Origin of the sequence: Deinococcus aquatilis DSM 23025 (genome assembly GCF_000378445.1) — a bacterium.
GTDB lineage: Bacteria > Deinococcota > Deinococci > Deinococcales > Deinococcaceae > Deinococcus > Deinococcus aquatilis.
This window is the reverse complement of the sequence record NZ_KB899699.1, coordinates 58,013-72,432: the sequence shown is the minus strand read 5'-3', so window position 1 is coordinate 72,432 and position 14,420 is coordinate 58,013. Positions and strand designations below refer to the sequence as shown.

Sequence of the window (14,420 nt, the reverse complement as noted above, 5' to 3'; positions counted from 1 at the left end):
CCGGAGCTTAGAGCATGGGTAGGACCGGAGTGAATAGTTGTGACACGGGGAAACTTATGAAACTTGACGTGACGAGAAGTGCACGGAGGCCTTGAAGTCAGGTCTATATACAAATATAGATAATCAGATTGAAGCATCGCCGATAAGACACTGGAAGTCCGCTGCCGTGGGTAAACAGTGCGGTGAATGCGGCCCCTGCCTGTGTGGTTTCTGTTTGACCGATATTTCCCAATCTAGAACCATAGCTGGCTGGCACAATGAAGCGGCAAGTCAACGGACTCTCGGTACTCAAATCAGCCTCCGTTGAATGAACATATGCCGAAAACCTTCAGCGTTTGCACGTTCAAGATACAGATTCCGTGCTCTGGGCTGCTCTATCCGAAAGAGCCAGAGACGCGAGAGCTTTTGTGGCTGCCGCGCTCAGCAGACAGAATCACGTTCGGGGCCGTACAGCAGATTGGTTTGCGACCCACTGCGGGATGAGTCACGGGGCAGGTCATGGCGCAGTCGGTTGCCCCCAGCACGTTTGGCGGCGTACATCAACTGATCGGCCCGGTCCAGAGCCGCGTCCAACGGATCGCCAGGAACCACCGTCAGACCGATACTGACTGTGACGGGGCGGGTCGTCCAGGCGTGGTCCTGCACGGCCAACCGGAAAGCTTCCAGACTTGGAATCAGGCTCGGCTGACCTGTTGAGCGCACCAGCACGAATTCTTCTCCACCGTAACGGGCAACCAGATCACCCGGCAGGGCATAGGAGGTCAGAAGGCGGGCAATTTCACGCAGTACGGCGTCTCCGGTGGCGTGACCATGCGTATCGTTGACCCGCTTGAAGCGGTCTACATCGATCATGGCCGCCTGAGCAGGAGCGTAGATCGTTCCTTCGGTCAGACGCCGCGCTCCCTCGGTCATCAGGTGTTGGCGGTTGTGCAGACCGGTCAGAAGGTCGGTGATGCTCCGGCGTTCGGCTTCAGCGTGCTGGGCTTCAGCCTGCGCCAGCGACGCTTCGAGTTCCGTCAGACGTTGGGCCTGCCATGCGTTGGCCTGCCCAATCATCGCCAGAGCCAGCGTTGCAGGATCAAGCGCCTGAAGCACGTCCGGCGGCTCGCGCCCGGATTCTTTCCACTGGCCCCGGTCCTCTGCCCAGCGCACGCGGCTCAATTCCTGGGTCAGCAGCACGCTGGCGCGGGCACGCTCCACTTCGGCTTCCATATCCTGCGACTGTGGCAGCTGTTCAAGCTGTCCAAAATGCACCTGAGCCGCCGCGACCTGTCCACGCTGCACATGCAGAACCACCAGTTGTGCCAGAGCCAGAATATGCAGCACGTCATATCCGTCCTGACCGCGCTGCACGGCAAGAGTGTAATGCTGCTCGGCCTCGTCGGGGTTGCCGCACCGCTGATAGACCATGCCCAGATTCAGATGAGCCACCCCAGCCTGCTCGGAAGCGTTGCACTGCTCGAACAGGGCCAGCGCCTCATGAAGCAGGGGCACGGCCTTCACGCTGTCCAGATCCAGAAGAGAGAGTGCCAGGTCGTGCTTGGCGTGGGCCAGCTCCAGTTGATCGCCGCAGAGGTGTGCCACTGCCAACTGTTCGGTATACAGAGCGTGCGCCGCACCGAAATCCAGGCGCATCATCAGCAGCCCGCCCCGAATATTGAGGGCACGCGAACGCCACACGTTGGGTGCCGTCAATTCGGCCAGCGCCACATCGATCTGGGCAAAGGCTGCGACGTAAGCCCCGGTTCGCCAATTCAGGTACGCCAGCAGCACCTCTTTCAGAGGTGAAGAAAGCTCGGCCTGCGCGTGTTGACGCGCCCACACCGGGTTCAGTTCACGTTTGGCCCACGCCTGCTCAGCAGCAGTAGCAATTGCGTGGGACGGAGGTTGCGGCATCCAGACAGAATAGGCAACTTCATAGCTCCACATTGAGATGTTTTCAGCATCTTCAGACACCTGATGGGGGGTGAACAGACTCGTAAGGACGATTACCCCAAGAAAATCGTTTCAGTCAGCAAAAACGTCCAGTCCAGCCAGAACAACACTGCTATGTGCCTCGACGGTCAGTGCGTGGTCGCGGTTGTAGCCGCCTGCCATCAGGGTCACGACTGGGATGCCCACTGCCCGTGCCCAGGCGAGGACAACGTGGTTGCGCTCGTATACCCCGTCCAAGGTCAGGGCAAAGCGCCCGAAGCGGTCTCCGGCCAGCACATCGGCCCCGGCCAGATACAGCAGCAGGTCGGGCCGGAAGGCTTCCAGAGCAGGCAGCGCCGATTCCCGCAGAACGGTCAGGTATTCGGAGTCTGTAACGCCATCGGGGAGGCCCAGATCCAGGCTGCTGCGCTCCTTGCGAAAGGGGTAATTGCGCTCACCGTGGATGCTGAGGGTAAAGGCCCGCACTTCGGCCCCCAGCAGCGCCGCCGTGCCGTTGCCCTGATGCACGTCCAGATCAAGAATCGCCACGCGCCGCGCCAGCCCCTCATCCAGCGCGATCCGGGTCAGGATGGCGGCGTCGTTGACCAGGCAAAAGCCCTCGGCACTGGCGGCAAAAGCGTGGTGTGTGCCGCCCGCGAGGTTCGCGCCCCACCCCACCTGCAGCGCGTCGTGCAGGGCCGCCAACGACCCACCTGCCGCCCGCCGTGCCCGTTCCACCACACCCAGACTCCACGGCAGCCCAAAGGCGCGTTCTTCAGCCGCCGTCACCTCGCCGCGCCGCCAGCGCCTCAGCCACACCGGATCATGGACGCGGGCAGCATCGGCCCAGCGCAGGTTGGGAGTGTCCAGCACGGGCAGCAGCCCAGACAGACGGTCACGGACTCCGGCGTATTTGTAGGCAGGAAAACGGTGGCCTTCGGGGAGCGGAAAGGTGTAGGCGGCAGGCGTATAGGCGCGGAAGGGGTGGGGAAAAGTGGGCACAGGAGCGGGCGGCAGGGCGGTCACGGGGTCAGTGTGGCGCGGTGTGAGGCCCGAGGTGGGATGCAATGGCACGATCTGGGAGGAGTTGAAAAATGTTGTCTGGCGTTTTGGTGAATTGCTCCCACGGTTTCCCCCAGCCGCCAAAGGGGTCACGGGAGTGGTCGTTGCACTGGGAAGGATTGATCTTGTTGTGTTTCGGTTCGGCTGGGTCGTTCATCTGAAGCTGAATCGCCCGTTCATTCTGAGCTGGAATTGGCCTGCCCACGGCATGGACGACGGCCTCACACGCACTTAGGCGGGGACGATTCGGGGTGGCATTGGGGTTGCTTTTCCCCTTGACCCTTGCGGAAGAGGGGCGAATTTGCCCTTCCCCACCCACACCGCCCCTACCCATTTTCGCGCAACTCTCGCAAGATCCAGAAGCCCAGCGCATCCAGCCCCACCACAAAGACCACCGACCCCAGCGCCGCCCAGAGTTCGCCGCGTCCGAACTGCATGATGATGCTGAACAGGCCGCCCAGATTCAGGCTGACCAGCATGACCAGCAGCAGGCCGGAAAGCACTCAGCGCCCGCCTTCCTGTACGAGTTCCAGGAGTTCGGCGTGAAGAAGGCGGTTGGTGGAGACGATCATTTCTCCGTATGGCGTGCGCACTCCAGCCGCGTCGGTCACCTGGCCGCCTGCCTCCTGCAAGATCAGGCTTCCGGCGGCCACATCCCAGCGCTTGACGCCGATTTCCCAGTAGGCATCCATGCGCCCGCAGGCCACGTTGCACAGGTCGAGGGCTGCCGCTCCGGGCCGCCGCACAGGCACGCCCAGCCGCAGGAGGCGGGCCACCAGGGCCAGATTGCGCTCGCCGCTGTTGTCGTAGGGAAATCCGGTGGCAACGAGGGCGGGAGTGGTCAGGGTGGGGGTCGCGCTGACGGCGAGAGGCTGGCCGTTCAGAAAAGCGCCGCCGCCGAGCGTGGCCGTAAACAGTTCGTCGCGGGTGGGATCGAAGACCGCGCCCGCTACGGCCTCACCGCGCCATTCCAGCGCCACCGACGCACAAAAGACCGGGTAGCCGTGGGCATAATTCACAGTTCCGTCGAGCGGATCGACCACCCAGCGGAAATCTGATTCATGAAAATCGGACTCGGCCACCACGTCGCCCAGACCTTCTTCCTCGCCCAGCACGGCATGATCGGGGTAGGTCCCGGCAATCACGGCACGGATGACCCGTTCGGCCTCGCCGTCCACTTCTGTCACCAGATCGGCGTAGGTGGTTTTGGTGTGCACGATTCGGGCTGTGCCCAGATGCGCCAGATGCACGGCCCCGGCTGCCCGCGCCGCCGCCACAGCAACAGCCAGAAAGGGAGCAAGGTCGGTAGGCATGGAAGCGAATGCAGTCACGCCTTGAGTCTAGAGGCTCAGAATGATAAGGATGAAACGTTCCCGAATCTTTTGGCTGGCTCTGGCAGGAGCGGCCCTGACGGGCTGTACCCCAGTGCAGAATGTCTCTACCCTGCAATTTCGCGCAGGAGCGGCGGGCACGCAGATCGACGCGGCGGCGCTGCTGCTGACACAACTCGTGCCCGCAGACCGCCTGCTGAGCATTTCCGAAGCCGTGGAACGTGCCCCAGACGGCAGCGTGATCGTGGCCTGTCAGGCGGGGCCACGCGGGGCGCTGTCCTGGGGACTGTGCAGCCACATCACACGCAAGCTTTCGGCTGGCCTGCTGACCGAATCGCCCAACCTGTTTGCAGGCGGCGTTCAGACCGTGCCCGCGTCTAGCCTGAACCGCCGCGCCGCCGTGATCGTGCTAGACGCGGGCGTCAGGCCGGAGATGCTGCCCGCGCTGAGGGCCGAGGCCAACCGCCTGAACCGCGCACCCTACAGCGTGGGCGGCATGGGGCCGGACTACGACTGCTCGACCTATCAGAACGCGCTGCAACACGCGCTGGGGCTGCCGGACGTGGTGCCGCGCAACGCCTGGGGAATCTATCTGCCGCAGGACGCGGTGGCGGGGGCGCGGGTGCTGTGGGTGGGAATTCAGTGAGTGGTCAGTGGTGAGTAGTGCATGGGAAGGGCGCAAGGTGGAAAGAGGTTTTTGGTTGTTGGGATGTGCCAGAGACTGGAGAAAGGCAGGCCAAAGCGGGAGCTTCGGACGCCACCACCCTAGCCCACCCTGTCTTTCCCCACTCACCACTGACCACTCACCGTTCTTGCTACGCTGCCCCCGTGATTGCCCAATGATTGACCGCTACCTGACCCCCGAAATGAAGGCCCTGTGGAGCGAGGCCAGCAAATACCGGGCGTGGCTGCGCGTGGAGCTGGCCGCGATGCAGGCGCAGGCCGCACACGGCGAGATTCCCACCGACGCTTTTGAGGTGCTGACGGCCCGCGCCGCCGCCGACCCGCTGGACGAAGCCTTCGCGGAGCGGGTGGCCGAAATCGAGGCCGTGACCCGTCACGACATCGTGGCTTTTACGCGGGCACTGACCGAGCGTTACGGCGAGGAAGCCCGCTTTATTCATCACGGCCTGACGAGTACGGATGTGGTGGACACCGCTCAGAACCTGCTGCTGGATGAAGCCCTGACCGTGATTCTGGCCGACGCTGCCAAATTGCGCGAGGTGTGCCGGGTGCAGGCGGTGGCCTACAAGTACACGCCCACGGTGGGCCGCACGCACGGCATCCACGCTGAGCCGATGACCTTCGGCCTCAAGTTTCTGAACTGGATGGCGACCCTTGACCGCGACGCCGAGCGCCTGACCGCTGCCCGCGAACGGGTGCGCGTGGTGATGCTCTCGGGCAGCGTGGGCACCTACGCGCATGTCAGCCCCGAAATTGAGGAAGCGGTGGCTGCCGCGTGGGGCTGGACGGCTGCGCCCATCACCAATCAGACGCTGGCCCGTGACCGCCACGCCGAAGTGTTGTCGGCACTGGCGATTTTTGGCACCACCCTGGAACGGATCGCCGTCGAAATTCGCCACCTGCAACGCAGCGAGGTTCGCGAGGCGATGGAGCCGTTCGGCAAGGGGCAGACCGGCAGCAGCTCCATGCCGCACAAGAAAAACCCGATCCTGACCGAAAACGTGACCGGATTTGCCCGCCTGCTGCGCGGCTTCCTGACTACCGGGCTGGAAAATGTGGCCCTGTGGCACGAGCGCGACATCAGCCACTCCAGCGCCGAGCGCGTGATCCTGCCCGATGCCACCGCCGCCGCGAGCTACGCCGCCCGCCGCCTGACCGGGGTGCTGCGTGATCTGGTGGTGTTCCCTGAGCGGATGCTGAAAAACCTGAACGACCTCGGCGGTCTGGTGTTCAGCCAGCGCGTGCTGCACGCCCTGATCGACGAAAAAGGCATGAGCCGGGAAGCCGCCTACGAACTCGTTCAGCGCAACGCCCTGCACAGTTGGGAAACGGGCGAGGGCCTGCGCGACCTGCTGAAAGCCGACGCCGCCAACCCCCTCAGCGACGCCGAACTGGACGCCGCCTTCGATCTGGCCTTCTATCTGCGGCATGTAGATCATATGTACGGGCGGTTTGGATTGTAATAGATAGAAAATTATTTCATTTCTATGAGGCAGGTGGTGTCAATATCACCTGTCTTTGTTCTTCCTATTAGACTGCCCTTCCATTTTTTGGACATAAAGTCAAAATCAAGAACCTCACAGATATACAAGCCCCCTTTGGCAGTCCATGTGACTGTGAAGTTTCTATTCCCTTTGCCCAGCAGAAGAAAGGGAGGTCCTTCGCCCGTTAATGCACTCAAATATGCTTGACTGTCTGCATTAGTAAAATTGCCGGGAGTTGGATTCACGATCCGCTCAATTTTAATTTGCACATTTGCATCTGAATATTTTACACTCTCTGATCTGATACTCCATGTTTGACCAAGCTTTAAAGGAGCAGGATCATTAATAGGATTCGGAGGCAAAACAGAAGGAGCAGAAATGGCTTTGGTGTCCTGTATTACTGTACAATTTCCTATAATATTGCCCCATAATCTTAACTCCCCTTTCCGCTGATCAGGAACTTGTGGATTAATTTTAGTCTCACACACATAACTCTCTAAACCATCCTCTGAAATCCAATAGAATTCTAAAAGCTTGGATGGGGCATCAAATTTTATGATTCCGCTGATCAATGATTCCCTAGATTTTTTTAGTAGAGCATTCTGATTCGGTGAATAAAGAGTGTTTCCGAATAAATCTCTAGTTGTTTCTAAAGATTTTATAGAAAAACTTTTGGCTATCCAGCCAGAAGGCGATTGACCAGCAACTTGCCAAGTCTGTCCTACCGCAATGGATGTAATCTTCTGATTTTCTTTGGTCGCCGCCACTGAAAACGTAAATACCATGAAAATCGATAACGCAATAAGGTTTTTAATCATCCAAGTGAGTTTACCACGCTCATGATCTTCTCAGGTATTTCTTCCCTGCCCTGCACGGTTTATGCTGTTTCTATGGGCTTCTTGATTCGGTTACTGGTCAATGCGTTGGCGTTATACCTGCTCACCCTCGTTTACAGCGGCGTGCGCTTTACGCCGGGGGCAGACGTGGTGGGCGTCATTCTGGCCGCGCTGGTGCTGGGCATCGTGAACGCGCTGATTCGGCCTGTGCTGCTGCTGTTGAGCCTGCCCGTCAATGTGCTGACGCTGGGGCTGTTTACGCTGGTGGTCAACGCAGTGGTGCTGTGGATCGTGGCAGGCGTGACCGTGCTGGACGTGGCGGGCTTCGGCGCGGCGTTTATCGGGGCCATCGTGCTGGCCGTCATCAGTTGGGCACTGGACGCCGCAGTGGGCGCACTGGGTCTGGACGGGCAACGTTCGTGACCGGGGCCGTTCAGACGTTGCCTCAGGTGATCAGCGATCCGGGCGAATTGCGCTCGGTTCTGTCGGGGCGCGGGCGGGTGGGATTCGTGCCCACGATGGGCTACCTGCATGAGGGGCACGCCACCCTTATTTCACAGGCAAGGGCCGAATGTGACGTCCTGGTCGTCAGTGTATTCGTCAATCCACTGCAATTCGGCGCGGGCGAAGACCTCAACAAGTACCCGCGCGACCTGCCGCGTGACCTGGGGGTCGCGGGCAACGCCGGGGCCGACCTGCTGTTTACGCCGTCTGTAGACCTGATGTACCCGGACGGCTTTGCCACCCGCGTGACCGTGTCGGGAGTCAGTGAGGGGCTGGACGGAGCCTCGCGGCCCGGACACTTTACGGGTGTGGCAACGGTGGTCCTGAAACTGCTGAATCTGGTGCGCCCAGACCGGGTGTATCTGGGAGAAAAGGACTGGCAGCAACTGGCCGTGCTGCGGCGTATGGTGCGTGACCTGAACGTGAATGTAGAGGTGATCGGCGTGCCCACCGTGCGGGCGGCCAGTGGGCTGGCCCTCAGCAGCCGCAATGCCTACCTGAACCCAGAGCAGCAGGCGCGGGCCGCTGTGCTGTCTGCGGCGCTGCGAGCCGTGCAGGAGCGCTACGCCGCCGGAGAAACGCAGGTGCAGGCGCTCCGGCAGGCGGGTCTGGACGTACTGGGCACCGACGACGCCGTAGAGCTGGATTACCTCAGCATCGTAGATGCAGGAATGCAGCCGCTGGACAGCGTGGAATCTGTGAGGGTTCAGGACACGGAACGTGACAGGAATGACAGAGCAGGGGCCGACAATAAGAGCATGACCCGTGTGCTGCTGGCCGCCCGCATGTTCGGCGTGCGCCTGATCGATAATCTGCCTCTCGTGGCCGCACCCCGTTCTTCACAACCAGGGTCTGCCCAACCAGAGTCTGCACAGGAATCTGCATGACGCTTGACGAACTGCTGCGCGAAATGGTGACGCGGCGCGTCTCGGACGTGCATCTGCAAGCAGGCAGCCCGCCGATGGGCCGGGTAGACGGCATCTTGATGCCCTTCGGCACGCAGGCCCTGATGCCGCCCGATACCCTCAAGCTGGCTCAGGCTCTGCTGACGCCCGACCAGTGGGAAGATTTCGAGTACCGCAACGAACTCGACACGGCCTACAGCGTGGCCGGACTGGGGCGCTTCCGCTGCAACGTATTCCGGCAGCGCGGCGCAGTGGGCATCGTCATGCGAATCGTGTCGGATTCGATTCCGGGGTTTGAATCTCTGGGCCTGCCTGTAGAGGTCATGAAGAATTTTGCCGAAGCCTCACGCGGCCTGATTCTGGTCACGGGGCCAACGGGCGCGGGCAAAAGCACCACGATGGCGAGCCTGATCGATCACATCAACCGCAATTACGCCTACAACATCATCACCATCGAAGACCCGATAGAAATTCTGCACCGCAACAAAAAATCCATCGTGGTGCAGCGCGAAGTGGGCAGCGATACCCGCGACTTCCGCACGGCCCTGAAATTTTCCATGCGGCAGGATCCCGACGTGATCATGATTGGCGAGATGCGTGACAAGGAGACGGTCGAAGCGGCCCTCACCGCCGCGCAGACCGGGCATCTGGTCCTGAGTACCCTGCATACCCAGGACGCCGTACGCAGCGTGAACCGCATCATCGACTTCTTTGCTCCCTACGAGCGCGACCAGATTCGGCTGCTGCTGGCCGAATCGCTGGTGGGCATCGTCAGCCAACGCCTGCTGAGGCGGGCCGACGGCGTGGGCCGGGTGCTGGGCACCGAGATTCTGCTGGCCACCCCGCTGGTGCAGGAATACGTGAAGGACGAAGAAAAAACCGCCCTGATCAAGGATGCGCTGATCGAGGACAACATCCGGGGGATGCACACCTTCGACCAGAATCTGGTGCAGCTGTACCGCCACAACCTGATTACGATGGATGAGGCGATGGACAATGCCAGCAGCCCGCACGAGCTGAAGCTGATGATCACACGCGCAGGATTCGCCTACTGAACTCAGTGGGTGGGAGGTAGGTGTAGACAGCAGAAAAAGCATGGCCGCCGCTCAATCTCTACCCTGAACTACACTCCGCTCCCCACTCACGCGCCCGCGCTCTATACTCTGGTGTTATGACCAAGGAACGCATCACCATGACCAGGCGCGGCTACGACAAGCTGCAAGAAACGCTCCAACACCTCAAAACCACGCGCCGGGAACAGATCAGTGAATACATGGGGTCGGCACTGGCCGACGGCGACCTCCGAGAAAGTGCCGCCTATGACGAAGCCCGGATGCAGCAAAGCGAAAACGAAGGGCGCATCGTGGAGATCGAGCATCAGCTGGAACGTGCCCTGATCGTGGCCGAAGATGCCAGCGGCGGCATCGGGCTGGGGGCCAAGGTGCTGGTCAAGGACGCCAAAGGCGTGCAGCGCAAGTTCGAGCTGGTCGGCACCTACGAAGTCGACGTGCTGAACGGCAGAATCAGCGACGCCAGCCCCATCGGTGTGGCCCTCGCCGGAAAGCACACGGGCGATTCGGTGATGGTGCAACTGCCCAAAGGCACCATGCAATTCGAGGTACTGAGCGTCGAATACGACTGAATTTCAGCGTCCATCCGGGGCGGGGCCATGTGCCCTGCCTCTCTTTTTTGGTCGCCCCTGCCGTTCGGCGTCAGCGGCCACTTCAGCCACAGTTGAGGATGCGACACAATTCCCATCGACCTTGGGTAGAATCGGGCCAGAAATGGACAGGCTTCGGGCAGGAGATGCAGATTTAGATCGACATGGAAGCACTTCCATCCTGGTCAGGTCAGGCGCTTTGTCACATCAAAGGTATTGCAGAGGAGAGTCATGACAATCAAACGTTCAAGCGGTGTGTTACTTCATCCGACCAGTTTGCCCGGCCCCTACGGAATCGGCGCTCTGGGAACTCATGCACGTCAATTTGTGGACTGGCTGGCCGAAGCTGGGCAGGCCTACTGGCAGGTCATGCCGCTGGGGCCGACGGGCTACGGCGACAGCCCTTATCAGGCGTTCAGCGCGTTCGCAGGCAATCCGTATCTGATCGATCTGGAAACCCTGCAAGAGGGTGGCCTTCTGGAAGACAGCGACTTTATGGCCGTGCCCGACTTCGATCCCAACAAGGTGGATTTTGGGCTGGAGTACGTGTGGCGCAACCAGATGCTCGACCGCGCCTACGCACACTACGCCTACGGCGGCTCCCAGAATCTCAAGCCGGAGTTCGAGGCGTTCAAGGCCGAAGAAGCGGCCTGGCTCGACGATTACGCGCTGTTCATGGCGCTCAAGGATTCGCATGGTGGCCTGCCGTGGAACGCCTGGGAGGCCGCCACCCGTGACCGTGAAGCTGAGGCGCTCGCCAGAGCCAGCGAGACCCTCGCCTCCCCCATCGAGCGGGTCAAGTTTATTCAGTTCCTGTTCTTCCAGCAGTGGCGGGCCATCCGCGCCTACGCCGCAGAACGCAAGGTACAGATCGTGGGCGACATCCCCATTTTTGTGGCGATGGATTCCAGCGACGCCTGGGCCAACCGCGATCAGTTCTATTTTGACGATCAGGGTCAGCCGACGGTGGTGGCAGGCGTACCGCCCGACTATTTCAGTGCAACAGGCCAGTTGTGGGGCAACCCGCTGTACAACTGGAAGAACATGCAGGCGAACGGCTTCCGCTGGTGGATCGAGCGTTTCGAAGGCAGCCTGAAACTGTTCGATCTGATCCGCATCGATCACTTCCGGGGCTTTGCTGCCAGCTGGGAAATTCCTTTTCCCGCAGAAACCGCCATTCAGGGCGAGTGGGTTCCGGCCATGGGACAGGAGATGTTTGCCGCCGTGCGGGAAGCTCTGGGCGTGCTGCCCATCATTGCCGAGGATCTGGGCGTCATCACCCCCGATGTGGAAAAATTGCGCGACGATTTCGGTTTTCCCGGTATGGCCGTACTGCAATTCGCCTTCGGCGGCGGAGACTTCAGCGTCAACGATTTCCTGCCCGAGAACCTGCGGGAAAATCAGGTGGTGTACACGGGCACACACGACAACGACACCACACGCGGCTGGTGGCAGCACGCCGAGGAGCAGGAGAAACACAACTTCCGCACCTACACCAGCAGCGATCCGAGCGAGGAAACTTTCGCGCCTCAACTGACGCGGATGGCCTTCGAGAGCCGTGCCAACCTCGCCATCGTGCCGCTTCAGGATGTACTGAATCTGGGCACGGAAGCCCGTATGAATCTGCCGGGCACCACGGGCGACCACAACTGGACCTGGCGCTACCAGGGGGGCGACCTGCTGCCCCATACGGCGACACAGTTGCGGGCGCTGACGGAAGAAACGGGCCGTCTGGCCTGAGGGAAGGGTGTGGATGTGGGCTGCAGGCTATGGGGAGACCCGTGCCTGCGGCCTGCTTTTTTGAGTTGATCCAGAAGGGACAACCCCAATATTGCCTCTTCCCACACGCAGCAGCCCACAACCCACTACCCTGTACCCCATGAAGCTCTACACCAAGACAGGAGACGGCGGCACCACCGGGCTATACGGGGCCGACCGCGTCAGCAAAGCGCATGTGCGCGTGGAAGCCTACGGCACGGTAGACGAACTGAACAGCGTGCTGGGACTGGCGCGGGCGCACAATACCCGCAGCCACAAGCCTGATCCCTCGCTGGACACCGATCTGGAATATCTGCAAAACGCCCTGTTCGATCTGGGCGCAGATCTGGCGACCCGTGCGGGCGGCATCTACGAAAAAAATCTGAGCCGGATCGACGCCGAAGACGTGGCCTTTGTGGAGGCCATGATCGACCGCTATCAGGCCGACGCGCCGCCCTTTACGGGCTTCGTGCATCCGGGCGGAACTCCTGCTGCCGCGACCCTGCAAGTGGCCCGCGCTGTGGCCCGCCGCGCCGAACGGGACGTGATTCACCTGATGCACGAGGAAGACACCAATCTCTATACACAGGTCTACCTGAACCGCGTATCCGATCTGCTGTTCATCATGGCCCGCGCCGTGAATCAGCGCAGTGGACTGAGCGAAGAGGCCTGGAACGTGAAAAAACGCCGCTGAGGAAGGTTATGGGGGATGGGTTAGAGGTGTGGGGAGAACAACCCGCTGGAGAAACGCTGCCCTGAAAACAGACAGGAGAAGGGCTTCAGCCATGACCGCCGCTGAAGCCCTTCTCCTGTCTCACTCTCCACTTCCAGCTACTTGGTATTCAGAAAATCCAGAATGGCCCGCGCAATCGCCTGTGCGATCCGGTCACGGTAGGCATCGTTGGCGAGGCGGGGTCCCTCGCTGGGGCTGGTGCCGAAGCCGATTTCGGTGAGAATGGCGGCAGTGGTGGGGTTACGGATCACGTAGAAGGTGTCGGTATGGACGCCCCGGTTCACGGCACCTGTGGCAGAGATCAGGTTGGCCTGCACCTTCTGGGCCAACTGGCGGCTGAAGGCGACCTTGGCCTGAGCCAGAATGTCGCCCAGCAGGTTCTGGGCACTGTTGGCGGCCTGCCGGGTCAACTCCTGCCCCACGCTGCCGCCCCCGTTTTCGCGCACGGCCTGACTGCGGTCACCTCCGGCCAGCGGTTGCCCGAAGTAGTAGGTTTCGATGCCCTGTGCGCTGGCCCCAGCAGCATTGACATGAATACTGACAAAGGCGCTGACCGTCCCGGTAGTTGCCAATCGGGAACGCATATCGAGATCGGTGCGTTTGTCTTTGCTGAGGTGGCGGTCTGTTTCGCGCACCATGACCACATCTATGCCGTGCTTGACCAGTTCGGCACGGACACGCATGGCAATTGCCAGGGTCAGTTCCTTCTCGGTGACCCAGCGGCTGACCATGCCGGGGTCTATGCCGCCGTGTCCGGCATCCAGGACCACACGCGGGCGAAAGGTGGTGCCCGAACCAGCAGGGCGGGTGACGGCAGCGGGGGTAGGAGTCCGGGCGGGCGCAGGTGTGCTGCGGGCCTGCGGCGTGGAGGGAATGCGTGAGGCGGCGACGCTGGTGGGCACATCTATCACTAGGCGAGCAGGCTGACCGGAGGCGGCGGGCAACACGCTGGCTTTGGCGCTGGCATGACCTTTAGCCAGCGTGACCGTGACCGTACCGCCTGCCACCGCGTAGGCCGTGACACCGGGGGCATTGAGCGCCCCCTGTTCGGCAGGCAATTTGACATTCAGGCGCACCGTGACGCTCTGTCCGCTGACTTTGACCGTACTGGTCGCCGCCTTCGGAAGATTGAAGACCAGACGCGTATATCCGTCGTGGCTTCCCACACGGGGCACAGCCAGAGCCAGAGGCGCAAGCACAGAGAGGGCCAGCGGGAACAACAGACGCCGGGAGAAAGAGACGAGAACGTGACTAATTGGAATGAGCTTCACTGGGATGGAGTTTAGCGGGCTTGTTGTCACAAAACACTGGAAGACCATGAGAATAACGGCCCTCATGTGAGACGTGGAGGAACTTTAACCTCTCCAGCGTGATTCGGTACGGAACTCAGGGCATTTTTCCGAAGGAAACTACCGTCCGTCTTCCTTCTGCCGCTTCCGTTCTCCCAACTGCTGCCCAACATTGACTCATAGGATTCGGTCAAAAATAAATGACATTCTTGACAAGTGATCTGGGAATCGGAACAAAGAAAGCCGGAAAAGCAGTGATT

The 14,420-nt window shown here is 60.9% G+C and carries 14 protein-coding genes; 8 read left to right on the top strand and 6 right to left on the bottom strand.

The window, feature by feature from the left end:
* Positions 1–420: 420 nt before the first annotated feature.
* From F561_RS30295 to F561_RS0104385, 4 genes are all read right to left on the bottom strand, one after another.
* Positions 421–1,896: a GGDEF domain-containing protein gene (locus F561_RS30295; protein ID WP_281166575.1), complete on the bottom strand. Its 1,476-nt coding sequence runs from the start codon at positions 1,894–1,896 to the stop codon at positions 421–423.
* 111 nt (positions 1,897–2,007) lie between these two features.
* Positions 2,008–2,940, bottom strand: a complete 933-nt coding sequence (locus F561_RS0104400; RefSeq protein WP_019008735.1) for a histone deacetylase family protein — start codon at positions 2,938–2,940, stop codon at positions 2,008–2,010.
* 362 nt (positions 2,941–3,302) lie between these two features.
* Positions 3,303–3,479: a hypothetical protein gene (locus F561_RS29450; protein ID WP_019008733.1), complete on the bottom strand. Its 177-nt coding sequence runs from the start codon at positions 3,477–3,479 to the stop codon at positions 3,303–3,305.
* Positions 3,480–4,289 (bottom strand): inositol monophosphatase family protein, encoded by an 810-nt coding sequence (locus F561_RS0104385; RefSeq protein WP_019008732.1) that lies wholly within the window; start codon positions 4,287–4,289, stop codon positions 3,480–3,482.
* A gap of 49 nt (positions 4,290–4,338) precedes the next feature.
* Here F561_RS0104385 and F561_RS0104380 point away from each other — a divergent pair, with 49 nt between their 5' ends.
* The gene (locus F561_RS0104380) at positions 4,339–4,953 is read left to right on the top strand and encodes a hypothetical protein (RefSeq protein WP_019008731.1); all 615 of its coding nucleotides are present in this window, start codon (positions 4,339–4,341) and stop codon (positions 4,951–4,953) included.
* Positions 4,954–5,146: 193 nt separating this feature from the next.
* Positions 5,147–6,454, top strand: a complete 1,308-nt coding sequence (purB, locus tag F561_RS0104375) for an adenylosuccinate lyase (RefSeq protein ID WP_019008730.1) — start codon at positions 5,147–5,149, stop codon at positions 6,452–6,454.
* Positions 6,455–6,465: 11 nt separating this feature from the next.
* Here the strand turns inward: purB and F561_RS28645 are convergent, their stop codons facing one another.
* Positions 6,466–7,293: a hypothetical protein gene (locus F561_RS28645; protein WP_157451556.1), complete on the bottom strand. Its 828-nt coding sequence runs from the start codon at positions 7,291–7,293 to the stop codon at positions 6,466–6,468.
* Between the two features lie 72 nt (positions 7,294–7,365).
* Here F561_RS28645 and F561_RS0104370 point away from each other — a divergent pair, with 72 nt between their 5' ends.
* From F561_RS0104370 to F561_RS0104345, 6 genes are all read left to right on the top strand, one after another.
* Positions 7,366–7,734, top strand: a complete 369-nt coding sequence (locus F561_RS0104370; RefSeq protein ID WP_019008729.1) for a phage holin family protein — start codon at positions 7,366–7,368, stop codon at positions 7,732–7,734.
* Positions 7,731–8,702 carry a pantoate--beta-alanine ligase gene (gene panC / locus F561_RS0104365; protein WP_019008728.1) on the top strand — a complete coding sequence of 324 codons (972 nt, stop codon included), beginning with the start codon at positions 7,731–7,733 and terminating at the stop codon, positions 8,700–8,702. The genes F561_RS0104370 and panC overlap by 4 nt, the downstream gene beginning before the upstream one ends.
* Positions 8,699–9,775 (top strand): PilT/PilU family type 4a pilus ATPase, encoded by a 1,077-nt coding sequence (locus F561_RS0104360; RefSeq protein ID WP_019008727.1) that lies wholly within the window; start codon positions 8,699–8,701, stop codon positions 9,773–9,775. Before panC ends, F561_RS0104360 begins: the two co-directional genes overlap by 4 nt.
* 116 nt (positions 9,776–9,891) lie before the next feature.
* Complete coding sequence (locus F561_RS0104355) at positions 9,892–10,362, top strand: transcription elongation factor GreA (protein WP_019008726.1); 471 nt, start codon at positions 9,892–9,894, stop codon at positions 10,360–10,362.
* 234 nt (positions 10,363–10,596) lie between these two features.
* Positions 10,597–12,120 carry a 4-alpha-glucanotransferase gene (malQ, locus tag F561_RS0104350; RefSeq protein ID WP_281166574.1) on the top strand — a complete coding sequence of 508 codons (1,524 nt, stop codon included), beginning with the start codon at positions 10,597–10,599 and terminating at the stop codon, positions 12,118–12,120.
* Positions 12,121–12,259: 139 nt separating this feature from the next.
* On the top strand, positions 12,260–12,832 hold the full coding sequence (locus F561_RS0104345) for a cob(I)yrinic acid a,c-diamide adenosyltransferase (RefSeq protein WP_019008724.1): 573 nt from the start codon (positions 12,260–12,262) through the stop codon (positions 12,830–12,832).
* Positions 12,833–12,969: 137 nt separating this feature from the next.
* On the opposite strand, the gene F561_RS0104340 is transcribed toward F561_RS0104345, so the two are convergent.
* Positions 12,970–14,070 (bottom strand): N-acetylmuramoyl-L-alanine amidase family protein, encoded by a 1,101-nt coding sequence (locus F561_RS0104340; protein ID WP_019008723.1) that lies wholly within the window; start codon positions 14,068–14,070, stop codon positions 12,970–12,972.
* Positions 14,071–14,420: the final 350 nt, after the last annotated feature.